The following is an 18,980-nucleotide window of genomic DNA, read 5'->3' on the forward strand; positions in this document are numbered from 1 at the left end:
GGGCAGTTAGAAGGCTTTATCAGGACAGGTAAAGCATGATTCCGGCCAACCCATGCTTTGTCACTGCCCTGACATACCATGATGCGATTGCTTATGCTGCTCCCAATGTCGTGCGCAGCATTGCAAAGACCACATCCGCATTGGCATCCGGACCGCCAGCCTGAGCCATATCCGGCCGTCCACCGCCGCCTTTTCCGCCCATCAGGGAAGATGCCTCACGCACGAGTCTGACCGCATCCAGACGGTCCGTCAGGTCTTTTGTCACGGCAATCACAATACTGCCACGACCATCGGCATTGGACATCAGCGCCACCACGCCGGACCCGATCTGCTGGGAGATGCTTTCTGCCAGTCCTTTGAGCTCCTTGGGGCTGACATCTCCCAGATCGCGCGCCGAAAGCGTGATGCCGTTGATGCTTTCCGTGGCGCTCGCTCCTTCGCCGGTCGCAAGCTTGCGCTGAAGATCGGAAACCTGCGACGTCAGGGATTTGCGCTCTTCCAGCAGCGCTGCCACGCGGGCGGCAGCGTCGGTCACGGGAACCTTGAGCAGATCCGCGATCTGCTTCAGGCGGTTCTCGGTTTCCAGTGCCAGCGCTTCCGCTGCCAGACCACAGACCGCCTCGATCCGGCGTACGCCAGCCGAGACACCGCTTTCCGACACGATGCGGAACGGTCCGATCTCGCCCACGCGGCCCACATGCGTGCCACCGCACAGTTCGATGGAATAGGCCGTACGATCATCGTCGCCCTTGCCCATCGACACCACGCGGACCTCGTCGCCGTATTTTTCGCCAAAGAGCGCCATGGCGCCTTCCGCAACGGCTTCTTCCTGCGTCATCAGGCGCGTCTCGACCGGAGCATTCTCGCGGATGCGGGCATTGACCTCCGCCTCGACTGCCGCAAGTTCCTCATCCGTCAGCGGACGTGGCTGGCTGATATCGAAGCGCAGACGCTCCGGTGCATTCAGACTGCCCTTCTGTGTGACATGGGTTCCGACCTGGCGGCGCAGGGCTTCATGCAGCAGATGGGTCGCAGAATGGTGGCCACGAACCGCTGTGCGACGGGCATGATCAATTTCGGCATGAACCGCCATGCCCGGCTTCAGCGTACCTTCGACAACCTTGCCGTAGTGCACGATCAGATCGCCGTTACGCTTCTGCGTATCCGTAATCTCGACGCGCACACCCGGAGCCGTCAGCGTTCCATGATCGCCGACCTGACCGCCGCTTTCGCCATAGAACGGCGTCTGGTTCAGCAGGATCGCAACCGTATCGTCGCTGACAGGCGCCGAAGCCAGTTCGTCATTGCCGCGGAAAATGCCCTGCACTTCCGCATCGGCCTTTTCCGAAACATAGCCGAGGAACTCGCTGGGGCCGTGCTTGTCCCGCGCATCGAACCAGACCGTCTCGGCAGCGGTGTCGCCCGATCCGACCCAGGCCGCACGCGCGCGCTTGCGCTGCTCGGCCATGGCGGTTTCAAAGCCGCTTTCGTCAACCGTGCGTCCCTTTTCGCGCAGGGCGTCCTGCGTCAGATCGAGGGGGAAACCGAACGTGTCATACAGTTTGAACGCCACATCACCGGGAAGGGCTTCCGTCTCGCCCAGACGATCCAGTTCGTCGGACAGCAGCGTGAGACCGCGTTCCAGAAGGGCTGTGAAGCGTTCTTCTTCGCCTTTCATCGTCTGGGTAATGAGTGCCTGATGCTGAACCAGTTCGGGATAGGCCGCGCCCATCTGCTGGATCAACGCCGGGAGCAGACGATAAAAGACGGGTTCTTTCGCGCCCATCATATGCAGATGGCGCATGGCGCGGCGCATGATACGGCGCAGCACATAGCCACGCCCTTCTTTGGACGGCAGGACGCCGTCGGCGATCAGGAAAGCGGTAGAGCGCAGATGGTCGGCGACAACGCGATGGCTGGACTTGAAAGCACCATCCGCGTCCTGATGCATGACATCGGCCGAGGCTTCGATGAGCGCTCGCATTGTATCGGTATCATAATTGTCGCGCTTGCCCTGCATGATCGCGGCAAAGCGCTCCAGTCCCATACCGGTATCAATGGAAGGCCGGGGGAGAGAATCACGAGAACCGTCCGGCTGATCGAGGAACTGCATGAACACGAGGTTCCAGATCTCGACAAAGCGGTCGCCATCTTCATCCGGGCTTCCCGGAGGACCGCCGAACACGCTGTCGCCATGATCGTAGAAAATCTCTGAACACGGACCGCACGGTCCCGTATCGCCCATCCGCCAGAAATTGTCGGACGTGCCGATGCGGATGATCCTGTCATCGGGCAGACCAGCAATTTTCTTCCACAGTTCTGCTGCGTCTTCGTCTTCCGCATAAACGGTGGCGAGCAGCTTGTCCTTGGGAAGGCCAAAATCGCGGGTCAGCAGCGTCCAGGCGAATTCAATGGCTTCGGGCTTGAAGTAATCCCCGAAGCTGAAATTTCCCATCATCTCAAAGAACGTATGATGGCGCGCCGTGTATCCGACATTGTCGAGATCGTTGTGCTTGCCGCCTGCACGCACGACTTTCTGCGCCGTGGTTGCGCGGGAATAGGGGCGGGTTTCCTGACCGGTGAAGACGTTCTTGAACGGCACCATGCCAGCGTTGGTGAATAGCAGGGTCGGGTCGTTCTGCGGCACGAGGGACGCCGAAGGAACGATGCGGTGGCCCTGCGCACCGAAGTATTCGAGAAAGGCCGATCTGATATCGTTGGTGCTGGTCATGATAAGGGAGCGTCAGTTCCGGGAAGACAGGGAAATATGCTGTCTGTCCTAGACTATTGTGGCCGCCTTGGAAATGCAGCCGTCAGTCAATGCGGTCATGCGATCTGAGGCTGTGATCCTGAAGGCCCGACAGATCCGGTTCGGGTTCCGGTGCTGTCAGTCCGGCGGCGGGGATTTCTACAGCCATCTGGACGAGTTCCAGCGGAGTTTCCGGGGTCTGAGCACGAAAGACGAGGCGTCTCGAAAGATTGAAATTGGCAACCATGCCGCACAGCGCGCCCGCCGCCAGCGCCAAGGCAGGAAAATGCACGGTCAGCGGAACCGTAGCATATAGAAGGAAAACCATTCCGCGGTTGAGGAGAAAGCCGAACGAATTGGCCAGCAGGAATCGGAGCCATTGCAGGATCATGTGCTGGTTGTCGGCGGCTGAGAGCCGGAAAGTCCAGAAGCGGTTGAGGCACCAGTTTCCGGTGGCCGCGACGAAATAGGCAATCAGGGTCGCTGCGATCAGTCCTGTCGGCTGGCGCAGCAGGGAGACGGTTCCCCAGTCCACAAGAAATCCGATTGCACCCACGGTTCCAAAGCGCAGGAACTGGTCAATGACTTCCGGGCGGCTGCGCGGATAAAAGATACGGCTGCGTCGCAAGGAGCATGTCTCCGGTGGGGCGGGTTGGGATGGCTCTAGCGTGCTGGGAAAGAGGCATGCAAGGCCGTTCTGTTTTCAGTCCACATGAGCGCATAAAAAAAGGCGCCCCGAGGGACGCCTTTTTTCCGAAACCGAAGTCGAAGACCCCGGCGTCAGATCATGTCTGAATTACTTCAGGATGATCTCGACGCGACGGTTCTGCGGCTCGCGGGTGTTCGGGCCGGTCGGAACCAGCGGGTTGGACTCGCCGTAGCCGTGGATGTCGATGGCAGCAGCCGGAACACCGTCACGGATCAGTTCAGCCTTCACGCTGGAAGCGCGACGGTTGGACAGGGCGAGGTTGTACTTCTCGCCGCGCGGGCCCGGATGGGCAGCGGAGTTATCCGTGTAGCCGTTGACTTCGATGCGCGTCGTCTGGACGTGCGTGGAAGCCTGAGCTGCCTGGGCAACGATCTCACGGGCGCGGCCCGTCAGGTCAGACTTGTCCCAGTCGAAGAACACGAGATACGTGCGGGCCGGGGTCGGAGCCGGCGGAACGATGACCGGAGCCGGCGGCGGCGGCGGGGGAGCCGTGTCGAAGGCATAACGCAGGCCCAGGATGAACTGGTGCGAGAAGCGCGGGTCGAAGTTCACGTTACCCTTGTGGATACCGGAGCTGTTGTACGACGTGGAGCGATACGGACCATCGGCGAACTGCTGGCCGATGAAACGGTACTCGGTTGTGACAGCCAGACCCGGAACGTTCGGGATGTCGTAGGCTGCACCGACGATACCCTGGTACGCGAAGCTGCCCTGCGTTCCGCCCATGCGGTTCACATTGCCGTTGTCGTACTGGGTCGTGGTGGGGTTGTAGTGCTGCCACAGATAGCCAGCGCCAACACCAACGAACGGTGTGACGGGAACATTCAGGCCAAAGTTTGCCAGATCGATGTCGTACAGGACATTGACGAGGCCGCCATATGCCTGATCGGAACCGTGGGTCGAGCCATTAACGGCCGTGGGACGACGATGGTTGATCTGGGAGTAGTTGTACAGACCCTCAACTTCGACGCGCAGGCCGTTACCGAAGCCCCAGCCGAACGAACCGAAGCCCGTGAAGCCGTCGTGATGGCGGTAGCGGGAGCTGGAAGCAGCATTGCTGCTTGTACCATCAGCCTGCGTTGTCGGCGAGAAGGAGCCGTGCTGCTGCTGAACCAGATTGTAACCACCGCCGATGTTGACATAGGGGCCGGTGATCGTGCTGGCCATGGCAAGCGACGGTGCGGCGACCATCGACGTCATGGCAAGGAGTGCCGTGCGGAGACGCATGTTTTCGTCCTCTTAGTGACTAACGTTCGAGCCGTTGGAAAATGCTTTCACCAACGGACCCAGCGCGATGCATAAGCGCATATAGAACTCAGAGTTCCCGGCGACAAAGCCACTCGGGGTGTTCCGGCTCTACTCGGGGAAGGGGAGTGACATAAAAGCCACAATCCATTTCGCCCGCTTCACGATCTACGCCTCGCGTCTACGCTGCCTTAGCTCATGGTTCCAGCAGAAGCCAGAGCCTCTCGGAGAAAGCAGCTATGCAAAAGCGGTGGCAAAACAGCTATTTAGCCGAGGTATGACGAAATTTTAACATTCATCACGGACGGCAACCCTCGCTTACGAGCAGATTACGCACTGTTTCTGCGGGAATTTCGCGTGTGGAGAAGGCTTTTCCGATCCCGCGCAGCAGGACGAATGCAACCTTCCCATCCTGCATTTTCTTGTCGCGAGTCATGTGGTGCAGAAGTATTTCCGCCGAGAACGAGTCCCTGAACCAGTCAAAGCTCACCGGCATACCCAGACTGCGCAGGTGCCGGTCCAGCCGATGCAGGTCTTCGGCGGGGGCGTAACCCAGTTCCACGGAAAGCGCCATGGCCAGATGGATGCCGATTGAAACCCCTTCGCCATGCAGAAGGCGCCCGTCATATTCCAGTTCCGCCTCCAGGGCGTGGCCGAAAGTATGCCCCAGATTGAGCAGGGCGCGCCCTCCGACAGTGGCCTGTTCCTTTTCATCGGCAGCCACGACAGCGGCCTTGAAGGCGCAGGCGCGGCGAACGGCTTCCGCAAGTGCAGCAGGATCACCTTCCAGAACATTCTGCCCGTAGTTTTCGCACCACGCGAACAGGTCCGGGTCTGCGATCAGGCCGGATTTGACGATCTCGGCATATCCGGCAATGCGCTGACGCCTTGGGAGGGTGGCCAGGGCGGACGTGTCTGCCAGAACCGCGACAGGCTGATGGAACGCCCCGATCAGGTTCTTGCCTGCCGCTGCGTTGATCCCGGTTTTGCCCCCGACGCTGCTGTCCACCTGTGAGAGCAGCGTTGTGGGGATCTGCACGAAGGGCAGTCCGCGCAGGGCCGTAGCTGCAACGAAACCGGCAAGATCTCCGACCACGCCGCCTCCCAGCGCCACAATGGTCGTCTTGCGTTCGATGCCCGTGGACAGAAGTCGGTTCATCACATCGGCGTAGCAGGCGAGGGATTTGCTCTCTTCGCCCCCGGAAACCGAAATCACGTCCGCACGGATGCCCGTTTCTTCGAAAGACGCCAGCAACCGCGGCAGATGCAGTCCGGCCACGATGTCGTCAGTAATGACGACCACGCGTTTCTGGGGGAGGTGCGGGGCGAGCAGCGCGCCGGCACGGGAAATGAGATCAGGCCCGATCAGCACGTCATAGCTGTAATGGCTGAGCGCAACATGCACCGTCTCCGGCCTGCGATATTCCTCCAGAACTTCCCGTACCCGATGCACGCCCTGTTCCACGGTTTCGTCTCCACAATCGATAATGATGTCTGCTTCGGCGTAAACCGGATAGCGCAGCCCGACGAGCCGCTCCAGAACTTCGTCGGGACGTCCCTGGGCCAGGAGCGGTCGCCCCGGGCGGCCTGCAACCCGCTTGACCAGCACATGCACGGGCGCGCGCAGCCAGATCGAGACCGCATGACGGCGCACCAGCCGACGGGTCTGGGCGTCCATCCAGGCACCGCCTCCCGTTGCCAGGATGCACGGTGGCCCATCAAGAAGGCGCTGGATGACGCGCCGTTCCCCGTCCCGGAACGCGGCTTCGCCATGTCGGGCAAAGATTTCGGGAATCGAGCTTCCGGCAGCGCGTTCGATCTCGACGTCGGCATCGACGAAGGGCAGGCCGCAGATCTGGGCGAGACGCCGTCCGATAGTGGTTTTGCCAGCCCCCATCATCCCGACGAGGACAACCGTGCGCGACGGTATGCCATCGGATGAGAAAAAGGGTTCCGACTTGGCTGAAAGGGAGAAAGGCAGGCGTGACATGCCCTGCTACCTATCATAGGAGAAGGGGCACGTCCTGCCCTCACTTCGAGACCTTTTCCATGGCCAATATTGATCGTTCCATTTTCCGCCTGCCGTTCATTGGCGGAGCTATTGCCGTCCTTCTCGTTCTGGGCGCTGGCGGAGCGTTTCTGCGTCTGGGTATGACTGCCACTCCGCCGGAGCAGACCATGGTGCACAAGGATCTGTCGGGTGCGGCTTTCGCAAGCTCCACCGCGCCGCAGGCAGAACTTCCGGCCATGCCGCCCGTGCCTGCGACCCAGACCGCGGTTCAGACGACGGCCCAGAGCCCGGCTGCCTCTGTTGTTGCATCTGGAACGACTCCGGCAGCCCCGGCTGCTGCTACTGCCGCCGCGCCCCTGACCCCTTCGACTCCACTGCCAACAATGCCTGCTCCCAAGGCTGCTCCAGTGCAGTCCATGCCTGCCGCTCCGGTCGCACCGGCTTCCGCTCCCCGACACTGAGCATCCTGTCGTGTCGCGCTCCGGTGACAGCAGGCATGTCGAGGCCTTCCTTGAGATGCTGGCTGCCGAGCGCGGCGCGGCGCTGAAAACCCGGCAGGCTTACGCCTCCGATCTCGCTGATTTTGCGGCGCACTGCGCGCCCATGTCCCTCTGCGACGTGCAGGGGAGGGAGGTTCAGTCCTATCTGGCCGAACTGTCCCGCGCCGGTCTGGCGGCACGAACCGCAGCGCGACGGCTGTCCTGTCTGCGTCAGTTCTATCGTTTCCTGATGCTCGAGTCGGTGCGGGAAGACGATCCGACCGAACGGCAGCAGGCTCCTAAAATTGGGTCTTCCTTGCCCAGACCGCTCGACGAGGCTGAAATCCGCCTCCTGCTCGAAACCGGCACGCAAGGACATGAAAACGAACGCCGGGACGTCGTCTCCCGGGCTGCGCTGGAACTGCTTTATACGACGGGGCTGCGCATTTCCGAGCTTCTCGCTTTGCCAGCGACCTGCGTCCATGTGCGCGGCCCCATGCTGCTGGTGCGGGGCAAGGGCGGACGGGAGCGTCTGGTGCCTCTGTCCCGGAGCGCGCGGGAGGCGGCCGACCAGCTTGTGCATTTTGACAGGGATCTGGGAAGTCCGTGGCTTTTCCCGGGACGCAATCCGCAAAAACCTCTGACGCGGCAGGGATTCGATAAGATCCTGCTCGCCTGCTCCCTCAAGGCCGGTGTCGACCCCGACCGCGTCAGCCCGCATGTTCTGAGGCATTCTTTTGCCAGTCATCTTCTGGCGCATGGGGCGGACCTGAGGGCGCTTCAGATGCTGCTCGGGCACGCGGATATCGCGACGACCCAGATTTATACGCAGGTCATGTCCGAACGTCTGCGACAGGCTGTGAGCGCGCATCATCCGCTCGCCCGCAAAGGGGCATCTGCGCTCGCGGAAGACTGACAGAAGCATTCCGCCTGTCTCAGGGACTGTTTCCCGGCGCGTAGGCGTGCTATCGGGCGGCCATGCGCCAATTCCTAGATTTCGAGAAGTCGGTCGCCGAACTCGAGACCAAAATCGACGAACTCCGCCAGATGGGCAGCCAGGGCAAGGCCTCAGGCACCAGCGGCATCAATATCGATGACGAGATTGCCCGTCTGTCCGAAAAGGCCGACAAGCAGCTCCGCTCAACGTACTCCAAGCTGACGCCGTTGCAGAAAGTGCAGGTGGCCCGTCACGCCCAGCGCCCCAAGGCACTGGACTACGTGCGTCTGTTGACGACAGACTACACCCCCCTGTCCGGCGACCGCGCCTTCGGTGACGATGACGCCATGATCGGTGGTCTGGCCCGTTTCCGCGGAGAGCCGGTCGTCGTTGTCGGTACCGAGCGTGGTCACGACACCGAGACGCGCCTGAAGCACAATTTCGGCATGGCCCGTCCCGAAGGTTACCGCAAAGCACAGCGTCTGATCGAAATGGCCGGACGCTTCGGCCTGCCGGTTCTGAGCTTCATCGACACTGCGGGTGCCTGGCCGGGAATCGACGCCGAAGCGCGCGGACAGGCCCAGGCCATCGCGAAGTCGATCGACGTGTGTCTCAAGGCGCCCGTACCGCTGATCGCGACCGTGATCGGCGAGGGTGGTTCGGGCGGCGCCATCGCCATCGGTGCGGGTGACCGCATCCTGATGCTCGAACATTCGATTTATTCCGTGATCTCGCCGGAAGCCGCAGCTTCCATTCTGTGGCGGGATCCGAAGCTGGCCCCTGCCGCCGCAGAAGCTCTCAAGCTCACCGCGCAGGATCTTCAGTCCCTCGGCCTGATCGACCGGATTGTCCCCGAGCCCATCGGTGGCGCCCAGCGCGCGCCGGAAGAAGCTGTAACGGCTATCGGGAATGCGATTTCCGAAGAACTCGAGTCCCTCAAGGGACTGACAGGACCGGCGCTGATCCAGAAGCGTCGGGACAAGTTCCTGTCCATGACCCGCACACCTCTTCACTGAGGTCTTCATGAAAGCCGCTGCTTCGTGCAGCGGCTTTTGTTTTTTCAGGCCGTCCGTTTGTGTGGAGGCTCACCCGACAGGGGTTCACGTCCATGCGCCATGATGAGATCATGGATCGCTTGTGCGGCCTGACCGACGATCGCGTTGTCATAACCCTTCGCCACGAGGGCTACGCCACTCGCCCCATCCGGCAGGTGATAGGGATAGGAGCCGAGATCAATCGTCGGAAAGTTCTCCTGCAACGTTGCCAGATCGAACGCGAAATCGCCTTCCTTCAGTCCCGCGGCATGCCAGCTTGCGGAAACGAGGGGCGCGCCCTTCTCCATCTGTGGAACCAGCCATGCGACCATGGAGGCAAAAATCGACGGCACTCCGGCCATCACATGCACATTGCCGATGCTGAAACCGGGCGCTACGGAAACCGTGTTGAGGATTGGCGTTGACCCTTCCGGTAGATAGGCCATGCGCTGACGGGCGACATTGAAGCGATCCGCCCCAAGCGCTGCCTCCAGCAACCGGAAGCTTTCCTCATGTCGGACCAGTGGTGCCCCCATGGCCGTGGCGACGCATTCGGCCGTGATGTCGTCATGCGTCGGCCCGATCCCGCCTGACGTGAAGACGACATCGAATGCCGCGCTACACTCCCGGACGGTCCGGACGATCCAGTCTTTGATATCGGGAATGACACGGACTTCCATGAGCCGGATCCCTTGCGCGTTGAGCGCCTGAGCCAGAACGCGCGTATTGGCGTCCTGTGTGCGTCCCGAGAGAATCTCGTTGCCAATAACGAGAAAACAGGCCGTTTTTTGAAGCATCTGTCCGCTCCTGATAGTCTTCGCCACAGAACGTAACGGGTCGTCCCGCGTTGTCGAGAACAAACCCGTCCCGCATTTTGGTTTTCATCAGGAGGAACCATGACCACCAGCCCGCTCCATCAGCCCGAATGCCTCCTGGATCTGCGTGTAACACTCGGGGAAGGCCCTGTCTGGATTCCAGGCGAAAAATCCCTTTATTTCGTCGATATCCCCGAAGCGAGGATTCACCGTTTCACGCCCGAGACAGGGGCTCATGAAAGCTGGAGTGCGCCAGACCGTGTGGCCTTTCTCCTGCCGGTCGAAGATGGGACGTTTCTGGCGGGCATGCCTGACGGTCTGCGCCGTTTCGACCCGCGAACAGGTGCTTTCTCCGATCATAAATTTGTTGAGCCTGAAAAACCCGGCAACCGCCTGAATGACGGCTGTGTCGATCCACAGGGGCGTCTGTGGTTCGGGACCATGGATGACGGCGAGGAGCAGCCTTCCGGCTCGATTTATCGCGTTGTGCATGAAGGGAGCGGCCTGAACATAACCCATCATGATGAAGGTTATACCGTTTCCAACGGGCCTGCCGTGTCCCCATGCGGGAAGACGCTTTACGTCTGTGACAGCCCGGAACAGACGATTTACGCCTTTGATATCCAGTCTGATGGCGAACTCGCGAACGAGCGGGTTTTTGCGCGGCTGGAACAGGGATATCCCGACGGAATCGTGACCGATAGCGAGGGCACGGTCTGGTCCGGCGTATGGGGTGGCTCGCGCATTATGCGTTTCAAGCCGGATGGCACGGAGCTTTCGTCTATTCCCATGCCGGTTACAAACGTGACCAAGGTCGCGTTCGGTGGCGACGACCTAAAGACCGTTTTCGTGACAACGGCACGCAAAGGACTGGATGCGGAAACGCTTGCGAAGGAGCCGCAGGCCGGTTCGCTGTTCGTGTTTCGCACGGATGTCGCAGGTGTGGATCAGCAGGTTTTCCGTCTTAACGGCTGACCTAGCCCAGAAGCTCCTGCAAAAGCGGGATCAGCGGAAGGTCCGGGTCCGGCATGGGATAACGGCCCAGATCGGTGGCGGTCACCCATTCCAGAGTCTGACCTTCACGTGGGGTGGGAACACCCCGCCAGCGCCGCACCACATAAAGCGGCATCAGCAGATGAAACGGTCCGGCATTTTCGCTGACGAACGTGAACGGCGCCAGACAGGAACCGGTCAGATCCAGTCCGAGTTCCTCGCGCATTTCCCGGATCAGCGCCTGCTCTGGCGTCTCATCACGCTCGACCTTGCCGCCGGGGAATTCCCAAAGTCCTGCCAGACGTTTGCCTTCCGGTCTCTTGGCGAGAAGAATCCGTCCCTGCGCGTCCAGAAGTGCTGCGGCCACGACCAGCAGCGTACGCGGCTTAGGTGGTTCCATAGCGACAGGAACCGCTTCGGCCGGCGGTACAGGAGCTTCAGTTGGTGGCTGCGCTTCCAAAACAAATGTCGTCCGGGGCAGTTCGAGCAGATCAATCGGACAATCCTGCCCGCGTGACACGAAGCGTCGGCTGGATGTGCCTGTTTTTGCAAAACCAAGCTTGGTCAGAACCGCCAGAGAGGCTGTATTGTCCTGCGCTGCATCTGCTGTGATTTTCTCCAGCCGAAGGACCGTCAGCCCCCATTCGATCACGCGCCGGGCCGCCTGGGTGGTGAGGCCCTGTCCCCATGCGCTCGGAGCCAGCCAGTAGCCCAGCGATCCGGAACGCCGGTCGTCAGACAGCACGAGACCGATTGCGCCCAGAAGCGATCCGTCACGGGTGATGGCGAAATGATGTGCGCTGCCCTTCGCGCTGTCATGACGGGTGGAGTCGATCCACTGTTCCGCCAGATCGCGCGGATACGGAAAGGGCAGGCGACTGAGCATCCGCACGACGCTCCAGTCATTGATGAGACGGTGGACGGCCGGGGCGTCTTCCGGCTGCAGGGCGCGCAGAACGAGGCCCCCTGCCTTGAGTTCAGGTGTCATGTCAGGATTGTGAAACCTGCTGGTCTGTAGGCTTGTCGGCTGGAACGCCGCATCGGCCCAGAAGCCGGCGCAGCATGTTGATGACCGGGAAGACTTCCTGATTGCGGTCGCCGCCCTGTTCGTTCCACGCAGCCTGTTCCAGCTCCACGATATCCCGGTCTTCCTTGAAGATCCGCTCCGTGAACGCAACCAGGAAGGGCCAGGCGATGTCCAGAACCAGCTTGGCCTTCGGGCGACGGATCGAGAGCAGTCCGAAGACACGGCAGGTCTTCTGTTCCACATCCTGCGGGACATAGACGATCCACAGATCCATGACCGGCGGTTCGTCGCCCGTGGCGATGCGGAGTGTCTGGTACGGATATTCCGTCCGGATCGTCATGACGTCTTTATGAGCGTATTTCTCGCTCGCGTCGCGGCGCTCGCCGAAAATGAACGTCTCGCCCCAGGGCTGCTTGCCGCCGGTACGCGCGAAGCTGTAGCGCGCCTCGACCAGTGTGGGTTCGTCCCGCCCGCCCAGAAAGCGGGGTTTCATTTGGCCCATCTGCTTCATGTGCATGAACTGATGGTTCATATCCATCAGGTTTTCATGCATGAAACTGTAATGGCACGCGACCGTCTCGCCGAAACGGCGCGTCTTGTATTCGGGATTGCCAACCGATCCCATCTGTGGAAACGGCGTGCTTTCGGCTTTCGCGGGATCGCCCGGGAAGATAAAGATCAGGCCGCCCTCTTCGCGGCACGGATAGGTCCGCACGCCGTTCGGCAGTTTGCCCTTGCCCAGATACGGCACGTCGATGCAGCGCCCCGAACGGCCATACGCCCAGCCATGATAGCAGCACTGAACCGCTTCACCGCTGACCTTGCCGAGGCTGAGCGGCACCTGACGATGCGCGCACCGGTCTTCCAGCGCGAACACGCTGCCGTCCATCGGGCGCACGAGCGCGATCGGCTGCCCCGCATACCGCGTGCCGATAGTCTTGCCGCGCCTGAGTTCGCGGGACCAGGCGACCGGATACCAGTAATCGGGGTTGGCCAGAACGCGCCGAAGATCTCCTGTCTTGCGGACCACATCCTCGACTGGAGAATATTCGCCGATATTCGGGTCGATCACCCGATCTGTGCCCGAAGGAGAGTTTTCGGCAGCAGAAGAGACAGAAAGCGTCTGCGACATGAGTATCCTGATCCGTAATGAAACCGCGACATCGTCTTGCTGAGAGTGAGCCTAACAGGCAAAGCCCCCCTACAGGAAGCGATCATTCATGTCCGCAGAGCGCGTCTTTCCCGCAACATGCGGCACAAAAACCACCGTTTTCGTGTCATTGAAACATCATCTAGCAATGCTGGCGCTTTCCGCAGTGTGCAGGCACGTTTAGGACACCGCTTCCCAAAGTTTACAAAACCCAGATTCCGGAGTTTCGTCCACGGTGCGAACCAGATCCCTGCTGCTTTCCTCCATCGCACTGTTTGCAGTCCGCCAGTCAGCTCTGGCGGCAGGGCATCAGCCCCTTCCTGCAGCGGATGATGCTTCGCCGGTTTCGGTGTCCGCGCATCCGGCAAAGCATCATGCCCCGAAAGCGGCTCCGAAAGCTGTTTCTGGCGCATCTGCACGGAATGGCGCGGAGCGCGCCGCACCGGCCCGTCGCAAGGCCGGAGCTCTGGAATCCCGCGCGACCGAAAGTGTCGCCGTCACGGGGCGGCAACTGACGGGCCGTGATGCCGAGCAGGCAGTCTCGAAAGCCATCATGCGCCAGTACGTCCCCGGAACCAGTGCCTACAAGATGCTGGACCGCACGCCGGGCGTGAGCTTCACTTCCACCGACCCGTTTGGTATCGACAGCTTCGGCGCCAATCTCTACGTGCGCGGGTTCTTCATGAATCAGATGGGCGTGACGGTGGATGGCGTTCCCCTGAACGACCAGACCTACCAGTCCGTCAGCGGCATGAGCCTGGCCTCTGCCATCATTCCCGATGACATCCAGTCCATGCGCATGTCGCAGGGCGCAGGCTCCGTTGAGTTGCCCTCCATGAACACGCTGGGCGGGACGATCCAGATCGGATCTTCGGATCCCGACGATAAACGCGGTGGCAAGGTGAGCCAGTCCTTTGGCAGCTATGGCTCCTACCGTACCTATGTCCGCCTGGATTCCGGCAAGCTGAACCAGACCGGCACGAAGCTCTACACCTCCTATGCCCGGACCGACGAGGGCATGTGGATGGGCAGTGGCGACCAGTTCATGCAGCAGGTCGATGCTAAGCTCGTACAGCCGATCAATGAACGCAGTCGCATGTCGGCCTTCTTCAACTGGTCCAGCCTTGCGCAGTGGAACTATCCCGATACGTCCATCGGCATCCTGAAGAACCTCGGCTGGCGTACACCCCATCTTTATCCGAACTATGGTCTGGCTTACGGCATCGCCAATGGGACGCGCCCCTATCCGGCGGGTTACAACAGTGTTCCGGGTATCGATGGCTCCAATATCGCCATGTATGACGGCGGTCAGGCCGAAACCAATTACATGGGCGGGCTGCATTTCGATCTTGCCCTTACCGACCATCTGACCTGGAACAGCACGCTCTACGGCCACAGCCAGACCGGCTATTACAGCTATACCGACAGCGACCCCGACGATCAGGTCGAGGACGGCGCACCCCTGTCCGAGGAAGTCTGGCAGAACCGTCAGGAACGCTATGGTTTTGATACCAGCCTGCGCTACAAATGGGGCCGTCATACGATCGAAGGCGGTGTCTGGTACGAGAACAACAACCAGCAGGCAGGTCTTTTCAATTACCGCCAGCCGCTTCTGGGGCAGGGTGCACCGCTCAAGGCCGTCGGGCCTTATGACGTTTATGGCCCGGCCTACCTGGAAGGTTACAACTTCCAGTGGAACACCAATGTCATGCAGTTCCATCTTCAGGACAGCATCCAGCTTGCTGAAGGCCTGACCCTGCATGCCGGTTTCAAGTCCATGACCGCTACCACATCCGGCGGTGCGCAGTATAACAATGCTGACTGGACGGGTGCTGACGCCCTGCCGAACGGATCGCTGACGGCGTCTCAGGCCTTCCTGCCACATGTCAATCTGGACTGGCACATCAACCGCCACCACGAGATCTATGTTGACGTGGCCGAGAACATGCGCGCCTACGAGGTCTCGGCCTATGGTGTCGCAAACTCGGTCTATTCCGTGCAGGATCAGGCGACGTTCCAGGCGCAGAAGAAGTCTCTAGAGCCGTCAAAGGCCTGGGTCTATCTCGGTGGTTATCGCTATTCGTCGAAGCTCCTTCAGGTGAACGCGACGGTCTACCATGCCAGCCTGATCCACCCGATCCTGGCCGCGGCCGTTGGCTCTCTGACCAACCCGGTCTCGCAGGTCATTGATTTCGGCCATATCTCCATGACGGGTGCGAATGGCGACATCACCATTACCCCCATCGACGGCCTGAGCATCAGCAATAACCTGAGCTACAACAAAGGTACCTACGACCGGAACGTCGATACGGTCGGCGGCTATTACGCGCTCGCGGGCAAGAATATCGTCAACTATCCCGCCTGGATGTACAAAACATCGGTTGCCTATAGCTGGAAGGGTATGACAGCGCATTTTGATGCGAACTACTACAGCCGCCGCTATTACAGCTTCATGAACGACACGTCGATCGGCGGCTACTGGCTGGCTAATGCCGGTGCGCAGTATCGTTTCGGCAAGCTCAGCGTTCTCAAGGATGTCACGGCGAGCTTCAATGTCTACAACCTGTTCAACACCAAATACATCTCCATGATGGGTGAGAACGATAACCCCGCTGTGGGCGATTACCAGTCCATGGAGCGCGGTGCTGTCCGCGAATTCTTTGGCACCGTCAGCGCGTCGTTCTGAACGACGGACAAGGCAGGCGGCGCTTCGGTCCGCCTGCTTTCAGTATCAGGAAAAAGCTGAGAGAGCTGCCGGGTCAGGGTCATCTGCATTTTGTCCCGTCAGACGTGAGCGGGCTGCACTCGCAACACGCCTGCTCCGTCTTGCCGTGCGTCGGAACAGCTCCCGCAGAATGAGGATATTTTTTCCGACTCCCGTCGTCAGCATCACAAACGCAAGGCTGGATGCCGCTTCGATAAAAGACGTGACTTCAAAGCTGGTGGCAAAGGTCAGAAAATCCGGAGCCATCTGTAGGCTTGTGGCAAAACCATCATGGCCCAGTAACCACGTGGCGCAACCCACAAGCAGAATAGTCCCCAGCGCAAGAATTCCCACAACATGGGGAAATTCTTTTATCCATCTGCAGGGACGCGTCACAAGCCGATCACGACAGATCCTGCCGACCGGCGTATCGGGTGCGGCGTAGGCCAGAAAAACCGCAGCAAACAGGCATAGAAGTATCAGGGGTGCCATGAACGTAACCTCAGTTCTCGCCATTCGAAGAATTATAGTCCTTTTTGGATAGGCGGTTCGCAAGTGTTTTCAGATCGGCGACGCCAAGTGTGGCACGAAGGCTGTCAGGTATCAGTGCAGCGTTAAATGGTGCGCGTGTGGGAGTTTCTTCCTTTCCGGTTCCGGCCACGCTCCGGATGACAGTCTGCGTGCCGAAAATCTGTGGGTGCCTGTTCTGCTGAAGATAGCGATCAAGTGTCGCTGCTGCGATCCAGCGGGCCTGTGTGTACCCCTTTGCCAGTGCGGCCATGGCCAGGACGTGCGCAAGCAGGTAATCGTCCGGTTTCTGGCCATGCTGCTGAATGAAGGCTGCTTCGTAGTAGTCCAGCCCCGTCGTGACGACATTCTGCTCCAGCATCCTGTGTAGTTCGGCCCGCCGCTTCATGTCATTGGGGATCAGGGTGTCCCAGTTGATCGGCTCCTGTTCACGCTCTGCCTGATCGGCGTCGAACATGGCCTTGAGGCGTGGATTGTCTCCGGCCTGAGCCGTATTCATGGCAGAGGCCAGAAGGGCAAGGAGTCCGAGGGCGTGGAATATCTTCATGGTTTTTTCCGTCCTCACGACTGCGGAATACCCAGTTCCGCAGCCAGATCGCTGATGAACTGCGAGGCCACGCGGCCGGACCGACTGCCCCGCGCCATGGCCCACTGAAGCGCCTTGCGTCGCAGGTTCTCACGCGGAACCGGCAGGTTGTAATAAGCCGCATAGGCTTCAACGATCGCCAGATAATCGTCCTGCGTCGCGCCATACAGTCCGATCCACAGACCGAACCGGTCCGAAAGAGAGACCTTTTCCTCAATCGCTTCGGATGGATTGATTGCGCTTCCCGTCTCGTTCTCGATCATATCCCGCGGCATCAGGTGCCGGCGGTTGGACGTGGCGTAGATCAGGACGTTCTCGGGCCGACCTCCGATCCCGCCATCGAGCACGGATTTGAGTGACTTGTAATCTGCGTCCTGGCTTTCGAACGAAAGGTCATCACAGAACAGGATGCAGCGGCGTTTCGTGGTCCGCAGGACAGCCAGCAGTTTCGGTAGCGATGAAAGTTCGTCCCGCTGGATCTCGATCAGCGCAAGTGTCCCGCCGCCCTTCGTCCGCTGCTCCGCGTTCACAGCCGCAACGGAGGCTTTAACGAGCGAGGACTTCCCCATGCCACGGGCGCCCCAGAGCATGACATTGTTGGCGCTGAAGCCCTCCGCGAAATGCCGCGTGTTGGCCATGACCTGATCCATCTGACGCTTCACGCCCTGAAGCAGGGACAGGGGCACGCCCGAAACCTTCTCAACCGGAGTCAGTACGCCCAGCGCGGCCTGCCACAGAAAGGCGTCATGTTTGTGCAGGATATCCGCGTTCGGCGGAGGCGGACTCATGCGCTCCAGACTGTCGGCAATACGTTCGAGAGCGTTGAGCAGGGCGTGGTCGGTCATGGAAAACGGTTCCGGGCTGAAAGGAGTTGAGATCAAAAGACATCGGCGCCACGCTTGACGGGCAGCCCCCGGACGATATGGTCCCCGCCAGCTTCACTCAAGACTGGACCCCGACATCCATGAGCAGTCTGTTTATTTCTTCCGCCCAGGCCGCCGATGGTGGTGGTCTGCTTTCCAATCCGCAGGTGCTTCAGTTCGCCCCGATGATTTTCATCTTCGTGGTGTTCTATTTCCTGCTGATCCGCCCCCAGCAGCAGCGCGCACGCAAACTGCGTGACGAGCAGGGCTCGCTGCGTCGTGGTGATCGTATCGTCACGGCCGGTGGCATCGTGGGCGTCGTGCAGGCGACGCGTGATGACAGCGATGAAGTCGATGTCGAGATCGCACAGGGTGTACGCGTGAAAATCGTCCGCAGCACGATCACGACCATCACGTCGCGCGAGAAAACGCCCAGCGCTTCCTGAACCGGGCTTTTGCGACCCGTTCATGAAAAACGCCCCGCCCGGAAAACCGGACGGGGCGTTTTTTTTGTCTGATGAACCTCGAAGGGATCAGGCAGACTTCAGTTCGGCTTCCGCGAACTCGTAGTTGGCGAGCTTGTCCAGATAGTTCGTGACATAGTCCGGGCGACGGTTGCGGAAATCGAGGTAGTAAGCGTGCTCCCACACATCGAGGCCCAGAAGCGTCTTGCCCTGACCTTCAGCAAGCGGGTTGGAGCCGTTTGCCGTTTTCGTCACGGCAAGCTTGCCGGACTTGTCCAGTACCAGCCAGGCCCAGCCCGAACCGAACTGCGTCGTGGCAGCCTGCTTGAAGAGCTTCTTGAACTCTTCAACAGACCCGAAGTCTTCAGCAATCTTCTTTTCCAGAGCGGTCGGGATCTTGCCGCCCTTCGGAGACAGATTCTTCCAGAACAGGATGTGGTTCCAGTGCTGGCCCGCATTGTTGAAGACCGGGGCAATCTCAGGCTTGCCGTGGGAGAACGCGATGATCTCCTCAAGCGTCTTGCCAGCCAGTTCCGGCTTGCTCTCCACGAAACCGTTCAGGGCCGTGACATAGGCCTGATGGTGTTTGCCGTGGTGCAGTTCCAGCGTTTCCTGGCACATGCCCGCATCAGCGAGAGCATTTTCGGCGTAGGGCAGGGTGGGAAGTTCAAAGGCCATGATGTCAC

At 60.2% G+C, this 18,980-nt stretch carries 17 protein-coding genes; 6 read left to right on the forward strand and 11 right to left on the reverse strand.

Translation table 11 applies throughout. The features are described 5' to 3' along the window. Positions 1-91: 91 nt before the first annotated feature. From alaS to aroB, 4 genes are all read right to left on the reverse strand, one after another. Positions 92-2,731 carry an alanine--tRNA ligase gene (alaS, locus tag A0U94_RS03050; protein ID WP_077802406.1) on the reverse strand — a complete coding sequence of 880 codons (2,640 nt, stop codon included), beginning with the start codon at positions 2,729-2,731 and terminating at the stop codon, positions 92-94. A gap of 82 nt (positions 2,732-2,813) precedes the next feature. Then, entirely contained in the window at positions 2,814-3,377 is a 564-nt protein-coding gene (locus A0U94_RS03055) for a GtrA family protein (protein ID WP_062033617.1), read from the reverse strand. Positions 3,378-3,545: 168 nt separating this feature from the next. Continuing rightward, positions 3,546-4,685: an OmpA family protein gene (locus tag A0U94_RS03060; RefSeq protein ID WP_077802407.1), complete on the reverse strand. Its 1,140-nt coding sequence runs from the start codon at positions 4,683-4,685 to the stop codon at positions 3,546-3,548. A 316-nt stretch (positions 4,686-5,001) separates the two neighbouring features. Next, on the reverse strand, positions 5,002-6,693 hold the full coding sequence (gene aroB, locus A0U94_RS03065) for a 3-dehydroquinate synthase (RefSeq protein WP_077802408.1): 1,692 nt from the start codon (positions 6,691-6,693) through the stop codon (positions 5,002-5,004). A gap of 59 nt (positions 6,694-6,752) precedes the next feature. Between aroB and A0U94_RS03070 the strand changes: the two genes are divergently transcribed. From A0U94_RS03070 to A0U94_RS03080, 3 genes are all read left to right on the forward strand, one after another. Beyond that, positions 6,753-7,175, forward strand: a complete 423-nt coding sequence (locus A0U94_RS03070) for a hypothetical protein (RefSeq protein WP_077802409.1) — start codon at positions 6,753-6,755, stop codon at positions 7,173-7,175. Between the two features lie 10 nt (positions 7,176-7,185). Then, on the forward strand, positions 7,186-8,109 hold the full coding sequence (locus tag A0U94_RS03075; protein WP_077802410.1) for a tyrosine recombinase: 924 nt from the start codon (positions 7,186-7,188) through the stop codon (positions 8,107-8,109). A 62-nt stretch (positions 8,110-8,171) separates the two neighbouring features. Continuing rightward, positions 8,172-9,146: an acetyl-CoA carboxylase carboxyltransferase subunit alpha gene (locus tag A0U94_RS03080; RefSeq protein WP_062033608.1), complete on the forward strand. Its 975-nt coding sequence runs from the start codon at positions 8,172-8,174 to the stop codon at positions 9,144-9,146. Between the two features lie 44 nt (positions 9,147-9,190). On the opposite strand, the gene A0U94_RS03085 is transcribed toward A0U94_RS03080, so the two are convergent. Beyond that, positions 9,191-9,961, reverse strand: a complete 771-nt coding sequence (locus A0U94_RS03085) for a competence/damage-inducible protein A (protein ID WP_077802411.1) — start codon at positions 9,959-9,961, stop codon at positions 9,191-9,193. 99 nt (positions 9,962-10,060) lie between these two features. Between A0U94_RS03085 and A0U94_RS03090 the strand changes: the two genes are divergently transcribed. Further along, on the forward strand, positions 10,061-10,954 hold the full coding sequence (locus A0U94_RS03090; RefSeq protein ID WP_077802412.1) for an SMP-30/gluconolactonase/LRE family protein: 894 nt from the start codon (positions 10,061-10,063) through the stop codon (positions 10,952-10,954). Position 10,955: 1 nt separating this feature from the next. On the opposite strand, the gene A0U94_RS03095 is transcribed toward A0U94_RS03090, so the two are convergent. Next, positions 10,956-11,960 carry a bifunctional GNAT family N-acetyltransferase/(deoxy)nucleoside triphosphate pyrophosphohydrolase gene (locus tag A0U94_RS03095; RefSeq protein WP_077802413.1) on the reverse strand — a complete coding sequence of 335 codons (1,005 nt, stop codon included), beginning with the start codon at positions 11,958-11,960 and terminating at the stop codon, positions 10,956-10,958. A gap of 1 nt (position 11,961) precedes the next feature. Continuing rightward, positions 11,962-13,131, reverse strand: coding sequence for an aromatic ring-hydroxylating oxygenase subunit alpha (locus tag A0U94_RS03100; RefSeq protein WP_244178056.1), 1,170 nt, complete (start codon positions 13,129-13,131; stop codon positions 11,962-11,964). A 253-nt stretch (positions 13,132-13,384) separates the two neighbouring features. On the opposite strand from A0U94_RS03100, the gene A0U94_RS03105 reads away from it, so the two are divergent. Then, positions 13,385-15,835, forward strand: a complete 2,451-nt coding sequence (locus A0U94_RS03105; protein ID WP_077802414.1) for a TonB-dependent receptor — start codon at positions 13,385-13,387, stop codon at positions 15,833-15,835. A 45-nt stretch (positions 15,836-15,880) separates the two neighbouring features. Here the strand turns inward: A0U94_RS03105 and A0U94_RS03110 are convergent, their stop codons facing one another. From A0U94_RS03110 to A0U94_RS03120, 3 genes are read right to left on the reverse strand one after another with little or no spacing between them, the layout of a single operon-like run. Continuing rightward, entirely contained in the window at positions 15,881-16,345 is a 465-nt protein-coding gene (locus A0U94_RS03110) for a hypothetical protein (RefSeq protein ID WP_149026652.1), read from the reverse strand. 10 nt (positions 16,346-16,355) lie between these two features. Further along, entirely contained in the window at positions 16,356-16,928 is a 573-nt protein-coding gene (locus tag A0U94_RS03115; RefSeq protein WP_062110621.1) for a hypothetical protein, read from the reverse strand. 14 nt (positions 16,929-16,942) lie between these two features. Then, positions 16,943-17,812 (reverse strand): ATP-binding protein, encoded by an 870-nt coding sequence (locus tag A0U94_RS03120; protein WP_077802415.1) that lies wholly within the window; start codon positions 17,810-17,812, stop codon positions 16,943-16,945. A 119-nt stretch (positions 17,813-17,931) separates the two neighbouring features. Between A0U94_RS03120 and yajC the strand changes: the two genes are divergently transcribed. Further along, entirely contained in the window at positions 17,932-18,276 is a 345-nt protein-coding gene (gene yajC / locus A0U94_RS03125) for a preprotein translocase subunit YajC (RefSeq protein WP_062110617.1), read from the forward strand. Between the two features lie 87 nt (positions 18,277-18,363). On the opposite strand, the gene A0U94_RS03130 is transcribed toward yajC, so the two are convergent. Next, positions 18,364-18,972 carry a superoxide dismutase gene (locus tag A0U94_RS03130; protein ID WP_077802416.1) on the reverse strand — a complete coding sequence of 203 codons (609 nt, stop codon included), beginning with the start codon at positions 18,970-18,972 and terminating at the stop codon, positions 18,364-18,366. Positions 18,973-18,980: the final 8 nt, after the last annotated feature.

This window comes from Gluconobacter albidus (assembly GCF_002005485.1).
Classification (GTDB): Bacteria; Pseudomonadota; Alphaproteobacteria; order Acetobacterales; family Acetobacteraceae; genus Gluconobacter; species Gluconobacter albidus.